This is a genomic window from Planctobacterium marinum (genome assembly GCF_036322805.1).
Taxonomy (GTDB): domain Bacteria; phylum Pseudomonadota; class Gammaproteobacteria; order Enterobacterales; family Alteromonadaceae; genus Planctobacterium; species Planctobacterium marinum_A.
On the sequence record NZ_AP027272.1, the window covers coordinates 1,763,255 to 1,781,233 of the forward strand.

At 45.3% G+C, this 17,979-nt stretch carries 14 protein-coding genes; 9 read left to right on the top strand and 5 right to left on the bottom strand.

All coding sequences use genetic code 11. The annotated features are described in order from the left end of the window. Nucleotides 1-126 precede the first annotated feature (126 nt). Nucleotides 127-1,797, bottom strand: a complete 1,671-nt coding sequence (gene recN / locus AABA75_RS07865; RefSeq protein WP_338292060.1) for a DNA repair protein RecN — start codon at nt 1,795-1,797, stop codon at nt 127-129. Between the two features lie 85 nt (nt 1,798-1,882). Continuing rightward, the gene (gene nadK, locus AABA75_RS07870; protein WP_338292061.1) at nt 1,883-2,764 is read right to left on the bottom strand and encodes an NAD(+) kinase; all 882 of its coding nucleotides are present in this window, start codon (nt 2,762-2,764) and stop codon (nt 1,883-1,885) included. A 194-nt stretch (nt 2,765-2,958) separates the two neighbouring features. Here nadK and grpE point away from each other — a divergent pair, with 194 nt between their 5' ends. From grpE to AABA75_RS07890, 4 genes are all read left to right on the top strand, one after another. Continuing rightward, entirely contained in the window at nt 2,959-3,588 is a 630-nt protein-coding gene (gene grpE / locus AABA75_RS07875; protein WP_338292062.1) for a nucleotide exchange factor GrpE, read from the top strand. Between the two features lie 96 nt (nt 3,589-3,684). Beyond that, the gene (gene dnaK, locus AABA75_RS07880; protein ID WP_338292063.1) at nt 3,685-5,607 is read left to right on the top strand and encodes a molecular chaperone DnaK; all 1,923 of its coding nucleotides are present in this window, start codon (nt 3,685-3,687) and stop codon (nt 5,605-5,607) included. A 152-nt stretch (nt 5,608-5,759) separates the two neighbouring features. Next, on the top strand, nt 5,760-6,887 hold the full coding sequence (gene dnaJ / locus AABA75_RS07885; RefSeq protein ID WP_338292064.1) for a molecular chaperone DnaJ: 1,128 nt from the start codon (nt 5,760-5,762) through the stop codon (nt 6,885-6,887). A 179-nt stretch (nt 6,888-7,066) separates the two neighbouring features. Next, nucleotides 7,067-7,534 carry a c-type cytochrome gene (locus tag AABA75_RS07890; protein ID WP_338292066.1) on the top strand — a complete coding sequence of 156 codons (468 nt, stop codon included), beginning with the start codon at nt 7,067-7,069 and terminating at the stop codon, nt 7,532-7,534. 79 nt (nt 7,535-7,613) lie between these two features. Here AABA75_RS07890 and AABA75_RS07895 read toward each other — a convergent pair whose 3' ends face one another. Both AABA75_RS07895 and AABA75_RS07900 read right to left on the bottom strand, forming a co-directional pair. Next, nucleotides 7,614-8,039, bottom strand: coding sequence for a DUF4177 domain-containing protein (locus AABA75_RS07895; RefSeq protein WP_338292067.1), 426 nt, complete (start codon nt 8,037-8,039; stop codon nt 7,614-7,616). Between the two features lie 155 nt (nt 8,040-8,194). Continuing rightward, nucleotides 8,195-8,878 carry a cytochrome b/b6 domain-containing protein gene (locus AABA75_RS07900; RefSeq protein ID WP_338292068.1) on the bottom strand — a complete coding sequence of 228 codons (684 nt, stop codon included), beginning with the start codon at nt 8,876-8,878 and terminating at the stop codon, nt 8,195-8,197. Nucleotides 8,879-9,041: 163 nt separating this feature from the next. Between AABA75_RS07900 and dapB the strand changes: the two genes are divergently transcribed. Together dapB and AABA75_RS07910 are read left to right on the top strand one after the other, a co-directional pair. Beyond that, nucleotides 9,042-9,839, top strand: a complete 798-nt coding sequence (gene dapB / locus AABA75_RS07905; RefSeq protein ID WP_425325596.1) for a 4-hydroxy-tetrahydrodipicolinate reductase — start codon at nt 9,042-9,044, stop codon at nt 9,837-9,839. A 168-nt stretch (nt 9,840-10,007) separates the two neighbouring features. Beyond that, the gene (locus tag AABA75_RS07910; protein WP_338292072.1) at nt 10,008-10,514 is read left to right on the top strand and encodes a cytochrome b/b6 domain-containing protein; all 507 of its coding nucleotides are present in this window, start codon (nt 10,008-10,010) and stop codon (nt 10,512-10,514) included. A 125-nt stretch (nt 10,515-10,639) separates the two neighbouring features. On the opposite strand, the gene AABA75_RS07915 is transcribed toward AABA75_RS07910, so the two are convergent. Further along, nucleotides 10,640-12,463, bottom strand: a complete 1,824-nt coding sequence (locus AABA75_RS07915) for an ExeM/NucH family extracellular endonuclease (protein WP_338292074.1) — start codon at nt 12,461-12,463, stop codon at nt 10,640-10,642. 595 nt (nt 12,464-13,058) lie between these two features. On the opposite strand from AABA75_RS07915, the gene carA reads away from it, so the two are divergent. From carA to greA, 3 genes are read left to right on the top strand one after another with little or no spacing between them, the layout of a single operon-like run. After that, nucleotides 13,059-14,189, top strand: a complete 1,131-nt coding sequence (gene carA, locus AABA75_RS07920; protein WP_338292076.1) for a glutamine-hydrolyzing carbamoyl-phosphate synthase small subunit — start codon at nt 13,059-13,061, stop codon at nt 14,187-14,189. Nucleotides 14,190-14,201: 12 nt separating this feature from the next. Next, nucleotides 14,202-17,423: a carbamoyl-phosphate synthase large subunit gene (carB, locus tag AABA75_RS07925; protein WP_338292078.1), complete on the top strand. Its 3,222-nt coding sequence runs from the start codon at nt 14,202-14,204 to the stop codon at nt 17,421-17,423. Continuing rightward, nucleotides 17,420-17,896, top strand: a complete 477-nt coding sequence (gene greA / locus AABA75_RS07930; RefSeq protein ID WP_338292080.1) for a transcription elongation factor GreA — start codon at nt 17,420-17,422, stop codon at nt 17,894-17,896. Before carB ends, greA begins: the two co-directional genes overlap by 4 nt. The last annotated feature ends 83 nt before the right edge of the window (nt 17,897-17,979 follow it).

A 17,979-nucleotide genomic window follows, 5' to 3' on the forward strand; every position in this document is an offset into this window, starting at 1 on the left:
TAATGACAACGACATCAACTCAATTGTTCCGTAAGGGCGACGATTTATTGTAAAAAACACCATGGATATGGGTAATATCCATGGTGTTTTGTTCAGTATTCAGGGGGTTAACGTGCGCTGCTGAGATTATTGCTGCAATAACGCTTTGGCATTGGCAATAGCCGATTCGGTCAGGGTGTCGCCTGCCAGCAGTCGAGCCAGCTCTTCAATGCGCTTATCTTCGTCCAGCGGTGTCATGTGGGTTTCGGTGGTTTTACCATCCGAAAACTTTGTCACTAACATCTGATTTTGAGCTTTCGCCGCTACTTGTGGTAAGTGAGTAACACAAAATACCTGAGTTTCGTTTTCTCCCAAGGTTTTTAATAAATCACCTACTACAGAGGCTGTACCACCGCTGATGCCGGTATCCACTTCATCAAATATGAGCGTCGGAACCGCATGGGTTTTGTTGCCCAATACCTGAAGCGCCAGGCCAATGCGGGATAGTTCACCACCAGAAGCGGCTTTTTCCAGTTTCTCCAGGTTCATGCCTTTATTACTGCACAGCAAAAACTCAACCTGGTCATGGCCTTTACTATTAATTTTATCTCGATGGCAATCGGTAATTGCGATTTCGAACTCCGCATCGGGCATATTCATTTTTTTAATTTCTAATGCTACGGATTTTTGCAATCTTTTAGCCACTTTGCAGCGGGTACTGTGTAACTTATCTGCCAAAGTTTGATATTGCGCTTTAATGGCTTGCAGCTCTGCTTCCAACGATTCACTTTTGTGATCCGAATCGAACAGCGACTGATATTCTTGCTTCAGCTCCAAATGGTGCTGAACCAGGTTTTCTGGTTGCACCAGGTGTTTTCTGGCCAGTTCTATCGCACGAGAATAGCGCAATTCGGTTTGTTGCATTTTAAGCGGGTCGATTTCCAGACAATCCACATAGTTAGCCAACTCAACCCCTGCCTCATCAATGTTAATTTGCGCTTCTCGTAACATTAATTGCACTGGCTTAAGGCTATCATCGTGCTCCACAAGGTCGGTAATGCGCTCAAGACAACGAGATATAATAGTAGCGGCGTTGCCTTGCTCTGACTCGCACAATTCGTGGTAACTGATTTGAGAATCTTCCAGCAACGACTGGCTGTGGCTCATCTTACGAAATTCACTTTCCAGCGAGTCGAACTCGTTGTCCAATAAACCAAATTCATCCAGTTCAGTAAGCTGATAAGACAGCAAATTTTTTCTGTCTTCGTTGCGCTGTTTCATTTGTTGTAGTTGATCCAGCTCTTTCTGTGCCTGATTGTGGCGGGTCACCAAAGCTTTTAACTCGGTCAGTTGTTTTTGGATTGATTCGTCGCTGTCCAGCAGGGCTCTTTGTGCATCAGGTTTGAGTAACGCTTGGTGGGCATGCTGACCGTGAATCGCCACTAGTTTGGGGCCTAGCTCCTTTAACTGCTGCAGTGGCACAGGGCTGCCATTGATGTACGCTTTAGAGCGGCCTTCACTGGATATAACGCGGCGTAAAATACAGGTATCTTCAACGTCTTCCAGATCATGCTCTGCTAACCATTGCTGACAACGGCGGTTGTGCTTAACATTGAAACAGGCTGTAATTTCTGCTTTTTTTGCCCCTTTGCGCACACTGTTGCCTTCGGCGCGTTCACCCAAACACAAGCCTAACGCATCGATGGCGATAGATTTACCCGCGCCGGTTTCGCCCGTAATGGCGGTCATACCTTGTTTGAATTCAATATCCAGTGATTTGACGATAGCGAAATTTTTAACAGACAGTTGGATAAGCATAAATAAAACCATGTATAAATATACAGATAGCTGTAAATATATACATGTTTTTGCTGCTGTCCAGTGTTCTCAGCAATTTTTTGTACTAATAAAGTTTACTGCCCCAATTTAGCTTGGTGCGCAAGACATTAAAGTAGCTGTAACCTTTGGGGTGAATAAGGTGCAGTGGGCTGGGGTTTTTGCGGATCAGGATATCATCACCGGGTACGACTGCCAGCATGACATGGCTATCGCAACTGACCTGCAGATTTTCGGTATTGTCATTAGAGACTTTTAACACGATCTCGCTATTGGCATCGACAACAATAGGTCTGCTGCTGAGGGTGTGGGGAAACATAGGTACTATCGCCAAGGCATCCAGGTTAGGGGTGAGGATAGGGCCGCCACCCGAGAGTGAATAGGCTGTTGAACCAGTTGGGGTGGCCACGATCACGCCGTCAGAACGTTGGCTGAATACGAACATATCATCAACGTATAATTCGAATTCCATCATGTGCGCGACTTTTGTATGGTGCAGCACCGCCTCATTAATCGCCGAATTACTACTTTTGACCTCTCCATGTCGGTGAACTTCCACTTCCAATAAGAAGCGTTCTTCGCTATTGAACTTGCCGGCGAAAATGGCCTTCATTTGGCGCTCAATGTCATCAGGAGCAATATCAGTTAGAAAGCCCAGATTACCTCGGTTAACACCCACTACTGCCACGTCAAAGCGAGATAACACCCGGGCCGCACCCAACATGTTACCGTCGCCGCCTACTACTATTGCCAGTTGTGCCTCTTTGCCAATGGATACGAGGTCACGAACTTCCAGCTTTTCCTGTTCAAGCTCGTTGGCAACGCGTTCCTCCACAAGGACTCTGCAACCCTGTGCAATCAGGAAATTGTAGAGAATTCGCAAACTCTCGCTGGCGCCTGAATGGTTGGGTTTGCCGATAAGACCAACGGTTTCGAACATTGGGGGCATATAGCTGGCTCTGATTAATGACTCAATACGAGTCTGTTATACACCAAACGACTTTAAAACGACAAGAGAATTACCCGGCGACAGGAAACATTAAAATTAAATTAAAAATATGACAAATTGTAACTTGAATCAGCAGGTTCCATCCCCATCTAGCTCCGTAATTCAATTTTCATACATTTTCGGATTGCAACATCATGAGTAACGACGTTCAAAATGACAAAGCAGTAAATCCTGAAGAGACGCAGCCAGAAGTGGTTGAAAATGAATCTCAGGAAATACCTCAAGGCGAAACGGTGGATGCCGTATTGGAAACCATTGAGCAACAGCGCATTGCTGAGCTGGAAGTAGAACTGGCTAAGGCGCAAGCCACAGTTGCCGAGCAACAAGATTCGGTATTACGTGCCAGAGCCGAGGCCGATAACGCACGTCGTCGCGCCGAAGGCGAAGTAGATAAAGCTAAAAAGTTTGCTCTTGAGCGTTTTGTCAGTGAACTGTTGCCAGTCATTGACAATCTGGAGCGCGCATTAATGGCATCAGATAATGCCAGCGATGAAATTAAGCCAATTCTGGAAGGGGTAGAGCTAACTCATAAATCGTTTGTTGCAACGGTTGAAAAGTTCGGTCTGGAAGTGGTTGATCCGCAAGGGCAACCTTTTAATCCGGAATTGCATCAGGCCATGTCAATGCAGGAATCTGCCGACGTTGCGCCAAACACGGTTATTGCCGTAATGCAAAAAGGTTATCAGCTCAATGGCCGCTTAGTGCGTCCTGCCATGGTGGCTGTTTCCCGTGCTGCCGCTGAAGGTGTAAACACCGAAGCGTAAAAAAATGCAAAAAACTGGGTATTGCTTTATTGAAAAACAACTTAGCAGCCCTATTAAAAAAACAGTTTTAAAGAATTTTTAGTTGGAGACATTCTAATGGGTAAGATCATTGGTATTGACTTAGGTACAACAAACTCGTGTGTTGCAGTACTGGACGGCGACAAAGCCAAAGTCATCGAAAATGCAGAAGGGGATCGTACAACGCCCTCGATTATCGCTTATACGCAAGACGGTGAAACACTAGTAGGCCAGCCTGCTAAGCGTCAGGCGGTAACTAACCCGCAAAATACTCTATTTGCTATCAAGCGTTTGATTGGTCGTCGCTTCGAAGACAAAGAAGTACAGCGCGACATCGACATCATGCCTTACGAAATCGTTAAAGCAGACAACGGCGATGCTTGGGTTGCTGCAAAAGGCGAAAAAATGGCACCACCGCAGGTTTCTGCTGAAGTGCTGAAAAAGATGAAGAAAACTGCTGAAGACTACTTAGGTGAGCCGGTTACTGGTGCGGTAATCACGGTTCCTGCTTACTTTAACGATTCTCAGCGTCAGGCCACTAAAGATGCGGGCCGTATCGCTGGTTTAGAAGTTAAGCGTATTATCAACGAGCCAACTGCTGCGGCGCTGGCTTATGGTATGGATAAGAAGAAAGGCGACAATATCGTTGCGGTTTACGACTTAGGTGGTGGTACGTTCGATATCTCTATCATCGAAATCGATGAAGTAGAAGGCGAGCATACCTTTGAAGTATTGGCCACTAACGGTGACACGCACTTAGGTGGTGAAGACTTCGATAACCGCGTAATTACTTATCTGGTAGATGAGTTCAAGAAAGATCAAGGCATCGACCTGCGTAAAGATCCGCTAGCGATGCAGCGTCTGAAAGAAGCTGGTGAAAAAGCCAAGATTGAACTGTCTTCAGCACAACAAACTGAAGTTAACTTGCCGTACATCACCGCTGATGCAACGGGTCCTAAGCACTTAGTGATTAAAGTTACTCGTGCGAAGCTTGAGTCTTTGGTTGAAGACATGGTTAAGAAATCACTTGACCCTGTTAAGCAAGCGCTTGCTGATGCAGACCTTTCAGTATCTGATATCCACGATATCATTTTGGTGGGTGGTCAAACGCGTATGCCACTGGTTCAGAAGTATGTTACTGAATTCTTTGGCAAAGAAGCGCGTAAAGATGTTAACCCTGATGAAGCGGTTGCTGTTGGTGCTGCGATTCAAGGTGGTGTACTAGCCGGTGACGTAAAAGACGTTCTGTTACTTGACGTAACTCCACTGTCTTTAGGTATCGAAACTATGGGTGGTGTAATGACGCCGCTTATAGAGAAAAACACTACGATCCCGACTAAGAAGTCACAAACATTCTCAACGGCAGACGACAACCAGGCTGCGGTAACGGTTCACGTACTTCAGGGTGAGCGCAAGCAAGCTTCTGGTAACAAGTCGCTGGGTCAGTTTAACCTGGAAGGTATTCGTCCGGCACAGCGCGGTGTACCGCAAATCGAAGTGACTTTCGATATTGATGCTGACGGTATCTTACATGTGTCTGCGAAAGATAAAGACACAGGTAAAGAGCAGAAGATCACCATTCAGGCTTCTTCTGGTTTGAGTGACGACGAAGTGGAAAAAATGGTACGCGACGCGGAAGACAACGCGGCAGAAGATAAGAAGTTCGAAGAACTAGTTTCTGCGCGTAACCAAGCTGACGCCATGATCCACGGCACCAAGAAGCAACTGGAAGAGTCTGGTGATGCGCTGAGCGCGGAAGATAAATCTGCAATTGAAACCGCACTGACAGCACTGGAAACAGCAGCTAAGGGCGAAGACAAAGCAGAAATCGAAGCTAAAACGCAAGAGCTTATCCAGGCGTCTGCGAAATTGATGGAAGCGGCTCAAGCTGCGCAGGCAGCACAAGCTGCTGGTGCAGAAGGTGAGCAAGCGTCTGGCGGTAAGCCACAAGACGATGTTGTCGATGCTGAATTTGAAGAAGTTAAAGACGACAAAAAATAAGGCTTGAATTGGCATTTCCCTGGAAATGCCATTGGCTTAAACACGGGCGCGTCTTGGACTGCGCCCTTGTTTGTGTAAACAGGGTATGAAATCAGGAGCTAAGCTCCGCTTACGTTTCTGAAATAAGGTTAACGACGGGAAATATTATCTCCATGTCAAAAAGAGATTATTACGAAGTACTCGGTGTCAGCAAAGGTGCCGAAGAACGCGAGATTAAAAAGGCTTATAAACGTCTGGCGATGAAATATCACCCAGACCGCACCTCGGGTGATAAAGAACTGGAAGAGAAGTTCAAAGAAATCCAGGAAGCCTATGAAATTCTAAACGATAAAGAAAAGCGCGCTGCTTATGATCAATTTGGTCACGCAGGTGTTGATCCAAATCGTGGCGCAGGCGCAGGTGCCGCTGACTTCGGTGATATTTTCGGTGATGTGTTCGGTGATATCTTCGGTGGTGGTCGCGGTGGCGGCGGTCGTCGTCGTGCCAGACAAGGTGCAGACTTGCGCTATAACCTGGAAATGACCTTAGAAGAGGCGGTGCGCGGTAAATCTGTGGAGATTAAAGTGCCGACCTTGGTGGGCTGTGATGAGTGTGATGGCTCAGGTGCTAAAAAAGGCACTTCTCCAACAACTTGTCCTACCTGTCATGGTAATGGTCAGGTACAAATGCGTCAGGGCTTTTTTGCCGTGCAGCAAACCTGTCCAACCTGTTCAGGCAAAGGCAAAATCATCTCTGATCCTTGCCGCAAGTGTCATGGTCATGGCCGTGTAGAAGAAACCAAGACGCTGTCAGTTAAGATCCCGGCAGGTGTTGATACCGGTGATCGTATTCGCTTATCAGGTGAAGGGGAAGCTGGGGAAGCGGGTGCTCCTCCCGGTGATTTGTATGTGCAGGTTAACGTACGCGATCACGATATTTTCGTGCGCGATGAGAATAACCTGTACTGCGAAGTACCGCTGAGCTTTACCATGGCTGCATTGGGTGGGGAATTAGAAGTACCGACTTTGGATGGTCAGGTTAAGCTTAAGATCCCGGCAGAGACTCAAACTGGTAAGATGTTCCGCTTGCGTGGCAAAGGTGTTAAATCTGTACGCAGTGGTGCTGTAGGCGATTTGATGTGTAAGGTACTGGTGGAGACACCGGTTAATCTTAATAGCCGTCAGATTGAGTTGTTAAAGGAGTTTGACTCTACGATGGATTCTGAAAAAGAAAGACATCGCCCGAAGGAGAAGGGCTTTTTTGACAGCGTCAAACAATTTTTTGATGATCTTAAAGGTTGATCACCTTAAAGGTTAAGCACTGAAAGCTTAACCTTGTCAGCAATCTTAAAAAACCCGCTTTTTAGCGGGTTTTTGTTTATAAGCACTTTATTTAATTGCTGCTACAGTTTTTAATAGGCGCATAAAAACGAGATATCCCCAATCGGGATTAAATTAGAACATTCAACACAGGCTCTACTATGAAAAAACTTTTGGTTCTTATGGTTTCTGCTGCACTATTGGCAACAACCGCCGTGGCACAAGACGAAGCCGATTCGCAGAAAGAAGCCAGAGCGGCGCTTAAATTCAGACAATCCTTATTCCAATTAATTCGCAGTAATATGGGTGCGCTGGGCGCCATGGCGAAAGGCAATGCTCCATTCGATGCCGCTGTAATGGAAAAAAATGGTATGCGTATAGAGCAGTTGAGTCTGATGATTGAAGATTATATGGCGACGGATACTCGCAAATATAAGCTGGACACCGAAGCACTGGATAAAATCTGGGAACAACCAGAAGCGTTTTCCGAAAAAGTGGCGGCGTTAACCTCTGCTGCGCAAAATCTTCAGGCAGTGGCTAAAGCTGGAGATGAATCAAAGTTTCGCGCTGCTATCGGTGGTGTTGGCAGAACTTGTAAGGGCTGTCACGACGATTTCAAAGCGGATTAATGCATCCATAATCGAAAAGGCTGATTATTCATAGTCAGCCTTTTTTAATTGAGTGAGGTGAATACTAGTTGAAAGAGCGTTAGTCGGTGTATTCACGCTGCAAAATTGCCAGCAAGTTACCTGTTTTACCCGTCCATATCCCTTGGGTTAATTCTGGTGTTAGTATTTGCACTAGTTTCCAACCGTTTTCCCCTTCCTTGTTTAAAATTTCTGAAAAGTCGGGGCGTTTTGATTTTTTAATCCCGGCAAGAAAGCCTTCATTGGTTTCAATTTCCAGCGTCTTAGTTTCGTATTTTTTCATTTTTACCACTTCCTCATAGTCGAGATCATCGAAACTTACCTCAAGTGCAGAAGCCAGCGCTTTCTTTGATTGCAGCGATGCCGTTGCCTCTTTCTCTATTCGCTGAATCGTGCGCAAGTTTAAGCCGGATGCCAGTGCTAGTTCTTCTTGTGACCAGCATTTTTTTGTTCGTAAAGCTAAAACTAACCTTGCATTGATTTTCATTTTAATCTCATGGTGCTTGTTTAAGAGACCGCAGCATTGTTCACCATCTCTTTGGAAATGTTTACGAAACCAGTACGAATTTAATACGTAGAAGTTACGACAGTTTTACGACAGTATAGCTATAAGCCCAGTAATAATAAGCTTTTTAAGACAGTTTAAAAATAATCATCCATTTGTACTTCAGGCGCAAAGTAAATCAAACTCAGCACAACGCCTGTTACCAGCAAAAGTAGCAACAGTGCCAGCCATAGTTTAGAAGAAGTAATAGTTTTGTCTTTAGAAATAGACTTTTTACCATCAATCATGGCGCGTATCAGGTTTTGCTTTTTAATTATCAGATAATAAAACGCGGCGGCTATATGCAAAGCGACGGCGACTTGTATTACGGTAAACAGGTTTCCATGGGCCCAATCTGCAAGCTCTTGATAATCACCACTTATAACACTGCGCCAGGGACCATCAGTGAAAATCTCATCACTGGTAAACAGGCCACTCATGGCTTGCAAGAATATCACGACGAGCAGCAAGACAGTCATGTAACCGCCCAATGGCGTGTGGCCGATGAATTGTGAGCTTTTGTCCTTTAAGGATTTAAGTGCTTTTCCGGGGGATACCAAAAATTCACTGAATAACGCATACCGGGTGCCGCAAAACCCCCAAACTACCCGGAACAAGATTAGTCCAAGGGTGAAATAGCCAATGTAAAAGTGCCATTCTAACCAAGTGTCGCCTTGCTCACCGGTGTACCATTGGGCCGCAATGGCTAATACCAGTAACCAGTGAAATAGCCTGACAGGAAGGTCCCAAACTAATCTGGATTTTTTTATTTTACTTTCCATACCATTCTCGATTTCAGCGCAAGTAGTTTTAGTTTACCCGAAATCTGTTCAAGCTTAAGCGGTTTGATGCTATATCCTTTTGTTCTCTTACACATATGGAAAACCCATCTTCGAAACGCTAGTATCAAGCCACGATTTATTGATAGAGATGAAAACCTTGAGTTTGGTGAAAAGCGGTATTTTTGGTGCAAATGGTCGAATGGGAAGAGCGTTGATTGAGGCGCATCTGCAAGAGGATGACATACAATTACAGTATGCACACGTCAGAGCCGGTTCCAAATGGCGAGGCTTTGATATCGGAGAGCTGGCCGGGGCACCAAAACAAGGCGTATTAACCACGTCTGAAACGGATACCTTGCCAGTTGATGTGATGATTGATTTTACCTTGCCAGAAGCCCTGCGAGGTAATATCGAATTGTGTGTGAAGCATAATGTTCCCTTGGTTATCGGCACCACGGGACTAAATGCCGAACAAAAAGCATTAATTACCGAGGGAGCAAAATCTATTCCTATCGTTTTTGCTGCAAATATGAGTATAGGCGTAAATTTGCTGTTTAATTTAGTGCGCCAGACGGCGAGAGTGATGGGCAATACTGCGGATATTGAGATTTGGGAAGCCCACCATCGCTATAAAAAAGATGCACCTTCCGGTACAGCAGTCGCTATCGGCGAGGTAATAGCCGATGAATTAGGGCGGGATTTAGATAAGTGTGCTGTTTACGGAAGAGAAGGAGACACGGGGGAGCGAGATCCAAATACCATAGGCTTTGCCACTATTCGTGCCGGCGACATTGTGGGCGAGCATACAGCCATGTTCGCTGAACTTGGCGAACGCATTGAATTGACTCATCGGGCATCCAGTCGTTTAACGTTTGCTAAAGGTGCGGTCAGAGCTGCGAAGTGGTTAAGAGGCAAATCAGCAGGCCAATATGATATGCAGGATGTGCTGGGACTCAACTAGAGATTAACGTTTACCGCGTTGCAAAAGATGTAATGTGACCATTGACCATTGACCATGACAAAAGCACCTCAATGGGTGCTTTTTTATTATAGTCATAAAAACGCTAAACCCGTTTTTGTGATAGGGTAAATTAATACTTATTGGGATAACTACCAGAGGAGTTCAGGGATGACATCAAAAATTTATATCGTAGACAGAGTCTTGCATTGGGTATCGGCGTTTTTGTTGTTATTTATGTTGATGAACCTGTCCTCTCAATTACATCATGCTAACTGGGATATAAAAGGACAATTACTGCATCGACAGGATGCGGTGGAAATACACGCCATTATGGGGATTATCCTTGTTGTACTAACAATTGGACGCATTGTTTATTCTCATCTTAGTAAGCCTAGACTCAATCGAGTGCAGCCAAAATCCATCTGGCATCAGCGCTTTATTCAAATAACTCATGTTGCACTATATATTTGTATCTTTTCCCTTGTGGCTACGGGGATTGCGATGATCAACCATTATGAAATTCCGCTAACTATCTATGGGATTGAGTTCTCCCCTGATAAGGAGGGCTTTTACGATACATTTCCTTCGATTCACAGCATTCATTTGCAACTGCGAGAAGCGATTTGGTGGCTTATTGCAATTCACTTTGTAGGCATAATGTACGCCAAAAGGTAGGGAAAACAAAGAGATAGGGTACACCACAATATAGAGGATGCATGGCGGTCGGGACCGCAGATAATATGGTCCGTTAGCATTTGGGGTAACTTACGTCTGTAAGTTACCCTTCTCAATTCTATTCCTTATTCTTTCCCGCCCATCTGCAGGGCAATAACCACGGGGTCGTGATCTGAAGAACGGTATGGGTCAGCACTGTAATAGTGCTCGAGTTGCGCTTCTGTTTTATGCTCCATGTTATAGTCCAGTATAATGGGCTCATCGGTATTTATGTGCCACTCGGTAACATCCAATACTTTGTTTAGCATGGCTTCATTGGCTAGCGCATGGTCCAACTGCCCTGATTGCCCAGCAAATACATAACTATAGGCTTTTTCTTTTTGCAAATGGTGAAATAGCTCAATAAAACCACCCTCGGATAAAGCCATTAGTGGATCTTCTTTCGCGTAGGCGTTTAGGTCGCCAATGGAAATAATGGCTTCTTCTTTAAACTCAGTGTTTAACCAATGGGCGATTGCTTTTGCAGCACGTGTGCGTGTTAAGTTGCAGTTACCTTGGCCATCCTGCATATTAGGATCGCCTAAGTCATTACAGTTTGAGCCTTTTGATTTCAAATGGCTTACTGAAACCACAAAGTGTTCACCCGATTCAATATGTAGGAATTTCTGTGCCAGAGTAGGTCGGTTCTTAGTATCCAAATATAGTGGTCTACCGTTGGCATCTTTGCTGGAATTGGTGCTATCGAGGATGGCTGCGGCATTCACGGGATTAACCACAGATTCACGATAAATAATGGCTACCATGATGGAATCTGTGCCAATTTGTTTCACTGTCGGCTTAACGAATTGCCAGTCTTTAGCGGAATTTGTTTTATTCAGCGCTGCAACCAGGTTAGCGAGTGCCCCTTGTTGCGTGAAGCCATTGTTTTCTACTTCCATCAAGCCGATGATATCGGCATCTAGTGCCGCCAGGGCAGCTATGGTTTTAGCTTGCTGACGGGCAAACTCCTTTTCATTATCCGCTCCACGTTTATCCATGGTAGTGAAGTAGTTCAATACATTGAAACTGGCTACTTTGAGATTCCCCTGGCTTGTTAGCTCTGGCATTTCCGGCCGTGGATTGGCTTTAACAACTTTGGCTTGTGATACAGGGTGTATACGGTAGTTATTGGAAGCGTAATGCATGACACCAGATTCTAAACTTAATTTGTCGCCAACACGCAGGGGGGTTTGTGCCGAAAGTCCTGTTGCAGGGTAGGGTATAAACTCAGGGTTTTGTTTGTCCGAGCCGTCATCTAATAAAATTTTATTCAGGTTATTTCGAGCAGCTTGCGCACGAGCGGCATCCCCCGGGGTTGCTACTTGAGTGGGAATAAAACGTCGTCCATTTGCCAGAGTGATGGTGCCAAATCGACCAAGGTGATAAACGTCATTTACGGTCATGTCGTTAATGGACACACGCATCCCTTCCAGATGTTCTGGCTCTTCGGTAAAGGGTAACCGCAGTTTAACTGGCGCTGGTAACGGAACGGAATGTTCGCACACTGTTATTTTAGAAGGTGCTGCCAATCGAGTCAGGCCTTCGTGCTCTTCTACCGTTGCGCTGAATCTGATTAGATTTCCCAGCGCAATTGTAACTGGAGTGTCGGCGGTGTATACGAAGATGCCCTCAGAGGTCTCAGGATCGGCATCTTGTTTAGCCGAGGAAGATTGCAGATAAAACCCCTCTAAAGTCTCCTGGAAATCGGCTGTAACCACTGCTTCGACTTGTACTGTTTTCCCGACAAAAGGAGATGATTCTGAATTGCCTTGAATATGGCTGATGGCGTGAGATTTGCCTGAGCAAATGATATTTTTAGCATGATTTCCCGAATCGATTTCGGAGGAAATCACCTGTGTTGAAAAGATAGTTAACAAGGCGACAGAAAGTCGTTGGAAATTATTGCTCATTGAGTTTTGGCTTCGCTGTTCAAAAAGTTGCCATTATTCTGCCTTGAATTCCATTAGAGATTAAGGACTTATTAAAATTCATTGTTACTGATTAATACATCAATAAAAACAATGGTTTACATTTAGAGTAGTAAGCTTATTTATAGAATAATTCAAGTTCAGAAAAGAAACTGAGTATTTCATTTTTGTCGAAATGCTTTTTGAATAAGGGCACTAACTCCGATGTTTTGGTGCATTTAAGCGCTTTGAGGTGGGTTAATAAAGCAGAGTTTTACGGCTATGGAGAAGGTGCTGATATTGGCTTGCAGCTAAGTTAATAAAATGTGACTTTTGACCGTTTGGGCAGGAAAATCAATTTAACTGCCCGAAAAGTTAAATAATTAAATAAATGATGGACCAACCAGGTCGCTTGGTCTACAATGCGCGGAATTTGCCACAAATTTAGGTAGAACCTACTTTTGGACTCGAAAAATATCAGTTTAGCCAGAAAAACGGGATGTAGATAAGTTAACCTATTTAATTTAGAAACAGCCCGTTTTTTATGGGTGTTTGGCAGACTGGCTACGTTAATATTACCGCATTTGGGGAGGTCATTTTGACGCATTCAGCGCTACTAGTACTAGCAGACGGCTCAGTGTTTAAAGGCACTGCTTTTGGAGCCGAGGGTATTTCAGTTGGGGAAGTGGTATTCAATACTTCCATGACAGGATATCAGGAAATTCTTACCGATCCCTCCTACGCGGAACAAATCGTGACCTTAACCTATCCTCACATTGGCAATACCGGTGTGAATAGTGAAGATGAAGAATCCGAGCAAATCTGGGCTAAAGGACTCATTATCCGAGACTTGCCATTGGTGACCAGTAACTTTCGCAGTGAGCAGTCATTGTCTGATTATCTGAAAGCCCGAAACGTATTGGGCATCGCGGATATTGATACCCGTCGTTTAACAAGAATATTACGGGATAAAGGCGCCCAAAACGGCTGCATTATCACCGGCCCTGACTTGGACGAAAACAAAGCGCTGCAATTAGCGCAGAAATTTCCGGGACTCAAGGGGATGGATCTAGCTAAAGTCGTATCGGCCAAAGAAGAATATGAATGGAATGAGGGGGTTTGGGAGTTGGGCGAAGGCCACACTAAACTCAAAGAAAACCCCGACTTTCACGTGGTTGCTTATGATTTTGGCGTTAAGCGCAATATTTTACGAATGTTAGTATCTCGCGGTTGCAAATTGACTGTGGTACCAGCACAAACACCAGCAGCAGATGTTCTGGCTTTAAACCCTGATGGTGTGTTTTTGTCAAATGGGCCGGGTGACCCTGAGCCTTGCGATTATGCCATCGAAGCCATCAAAGAGATTTTAAACACGGATATTCCCGTGTTCGGTATTTGTTTGGGGCACCAGCTTTTGGGTTTGGCCTCTGGCGCCAGTACTGAAAAAATGAAATTCGGCCACCACGGTGCTAACCACCCGGTCAAAGATCACAAACGTGGTGTGGTGATGATCACCAGCCAGAACCACGGTTTTGCTATTTCTGAGAACAACTTGCCCGAAAATCTGGAAGTGACTCATACCTCTTTATTTGATGGTTCAATGCAGGGCATTCATCGCAAAGATAAAGCGGCTTTTGGTTTTCAAGGACATCCAGAAGCGAGCCCAGGCCCACATGATGCTGCGCCATTATTCGACCACTTCATTGAACTTATGCAAGCACGCAAATAACAGGATCTGACAATGCCAAAACGTAATGACATACAAAGTATTTTGATTCTGGGCGCAGGCCCAATCGTAATCGGTCAGGCTTGTGAATTCGATTATTCGGGTGCTCAGGCTTGTAAGGCGCTTCGCGAAGAGGGCTATCGCGTAATTTTGGTTAATTCCAATCCCGCCACTATCATGACAGACCCTGAAATGGCCGATGCCACCTATATTGAGCCTATACACTGGGAAGTCGTTAAGAACATTATTGCTAAAGAGCGTCCGGATGCGGTACTGCCTACTATGGGTGGACAAACTGCATTGAACTGTGCTTTGGATCTAGAGAAACACGGTGTACTGAAAGAGTTCAACGTGGAAATGATAGGTGCCACGGCAGATGCCATTGATAAAGCCGAAGATCGCGAACGCTTTGACAAGGCGATGAAATCCATTGGACTTGAGTGTCCAAGAGCTGAAATCGCTCACACCATTGAAGAAGCCCATGATGTACTCAGTCGTATAGGCTTCCCGTGTATTATCCGCCCTTCGTTTACCATGGGTGGAACCGGGGGCGGCATCGCCTACAATGTTGATGAATTTGAAGAGATTTGTCGTCGTGGCCTGGATTTATCACCTACCAATGAATTACTTATTGATGAATCTCTGATCGGTTGGAAAGAGTACGAGATGGAAGTGGTGCGTGATAAAAACGACAACTGCATCATCGTTTGTACTATTGAAAACTTTGATCCAATGGGCATCCACACCGGGGATTCCATTACCGTTGCTCCTGCGCAAACCCTCACCGATAAAGAATTTCAAATCATGCGTAATGCCGCTATGGCGGTATTGCGTGAAATCGGTGTAGAAACAGGCGGTTCAAACGTTCAGTTTGGCGTAAATCCAAAAGATGGACGCTTGGTCATCATTGAAATGAACCCGCGTGTATCCCGCTCATCGGCTCTGGCTTCCAAAGCAACGGGTTTCCCCATTGCTAAGGTTGCTGCCAAATTGGCTGTAGGTTATACCTTGGATGAGTTGGCTAATGATATTACTGGTGGCTTAACGCCTGCATCGTTTGAGCCTGCCATCGATTATGTGGTTACCAAGATTCCGCGTTTCAACTTCGAAAAATTCTCTGGCGCAAACGACCGACTCACCACACAGATGAAGTCTGTGGGTGAGGTAATGGCGATTGGACGCAATCAGCAAGAGTCATTACAAAAAGCGCTGCGCGGCCTTGAAATTGGGGTTAATGGTTTCGACCCTATCATCGATTTGGATGCTAGCGACGCAAAAAATACGCTAGTGCGCGAAATGACCGAAGCCGGCGCCGAACGCATCTTCTACATTGCCGACGCTTTCCGCTTTGGCATGACTGTAGACGAAGTGTTCAGCCACACCAACATCGACAGATGGTTCTTGGTACAAATTGAAGATATCGTCAATCTTGAAAAGCATATGCAAGAGCAAGGCGTTGCGGCGTTGACTGGTGATTTTCTGCGTAAGATTAAACGCAAGGGATTCGCCGATGCTCGCATTGCTGAGCTAACTAAACTGGCCGAATCCGACGTGCGCGATTTGCGAGTTAAGAACAAGGTCTTGCCAGTTTACAAGCGCGTTGATACCTGTGCAGCAGAATTTTCCACTACCACGGCTTACATGTATTCCACTTACGATGAAGAGTGTGAGTCCAATCCATCTGACAAAGAGAAGATCATCGTTTTAGGTGGTGGCCCCAACCGAATTGGTCAGGGTATTGAATTCGATTATTGTTGTGTACACGCCTCATTGGCGCTGCGCGAAGATGGCTATGAAACCATCATGGTTAACTGTAATCCAGAGACAGTATCTACCGATTATGATACCTCTGATCGCTTGTATTTTGAGCCTGTAACTCTGGAAGATGTGCTTGAAATTGTACGAGTTGAAAAGCCCAAAGGTGTAATAGTTCAATACGGTGGACAAACGCCGCTTAAGCTAGCAAGAGCGTTAGAAGAGGCAGGCGTACCCATTATCGGTACACCGCCAGACGCTATTGACCGCGCAGAAGATCGCGAGCGTTTTCAGCAGATGGTTTACAAATTACAGCTTAAACAGCCCGCCAATGCGACAGTGAGTAATCTTGAACAGGCGCTGGAAGAAGCTGGAAAAATTGGCTTCCCACTAGTGGTGCGACCTTCTTACGTATTAGGTGGCCGCGCAATGGAAATTGTTTATGACATCGCAGATCTGAAACGCTATCTAAATGAAGCCGTAAGTGTGTCGAATGACTCGCCCGTGTTACTGGATCGATTCTTAGATGATGCAATCGAAGTGGATGTGGATGCAATCTGTGATGGTGAGAATGTTACTATTGGTGGCATTATGGAACACATCGAACAAGCAGGTGTTCACTCTGGTGATTCAGCTTGTTCATTGCCATCGTATAGCTTGCCGAAAAAGGTCCTGGATGTCATGCGTCAGCAGGTCAAAGACATGGCGTTAGAATTGGGCGTTATCGGTTTGATGAATACCCAGTTTGCGGTGAAAGATGGTGAAGTTTACCTTATCGAGGTAAACCCTCGTGCGGCGCGTACTGTGCCTTTCGTATCCAAAGCAACAGGTAAGCCATTAGCCAAAATTGCTGCCCGAACCATGGTGGGCCAAACACTGGCGCAGCAAGATGAAATGCTGGAAATCATTCCACCGTATTACTCTGTTAAAGAAGTGGTGATCCCGTTCGCTAAATTCCAGGGCGTTGATCCTTTGATTGGCCCGGAAATGCGCTCTACCGGTGAGGTGATGGGCGTTGGCGAAAGCTTTGTGCAGGCCTATGCTAAAGCCAATTTAGGCGCCGGCACGCCGTTGCCGAAAAAAGGTAAAGTCTTGCTGTCTTTGCGAGATAATGATAAAAATCGCGCTGTAGAGCTGGGTAAAGCTATGTTGCAAAAAGGTTTTGGCCTTGAGGCAACCAGTGGTACAGCTCAGTTATTGAATAACGCGAACGTCGATTGTGATGTGGTCAACAAGCTGTCGGAAGGTCGACCGAATATCGTTGATGCCATCAAGAACGGCGAATACTGCTACATAATTAACACAACGGAAGGACGTCAGGCGATTTCTGACTCCGTCTACATCCGTAAAGAAGCACTACTGAATAAAGTTGCTTACACCACAACCATGAACGGGGCTTTTGCTACCATCAACGCTCATGCGTCGGATGATCGTAATGATGTTAATTCTGTGCAGGAATTACACAAGAGAATTACGCAATGAATCAAATACCAATGACAGCCGAAGGGGCTGAAATGTTAAAATCGGAGCTGCACGAGTTAAAAACCGTGAAGCGACCGCAAATCGTTAATGCAATTGCAGATGCACGTGAGCACGGCGATTTAAAAGAAAACGCTGAATATCATGCAGCGCGAGAGCAACAAAGCTTTTGTGAAGGTCGAATTCAGGACATCGAAGGCAAGCTGAGCAATGCCCAAATCATCGATGTGAAAAAGATGACTAACAATGGCAAAGTCATTTTTGGTGCTACAGTGACAGTGTTGAATCTTGATACTGATGAAGAAACCACCTATCGCATTGTGGGTGATGATGAAGCAGACATTAAAAACAATCTGATTTCCGTAAATTCACCTATTGCCCGTGGTTTGATTGGTAAGAACTTGGATGATGTGGCGACAATTCAGACTCCTTCAGGCGCAAAAGAGTTCGAAATAATCGAAGTTGAATACATCTAATTTCGATATTGTAAGTCGAACATAAAAAAGCCGTTCTATTGAACGGCTTTTTTTAATTGCGTTGGTGTCCCGTCCTGAAATGT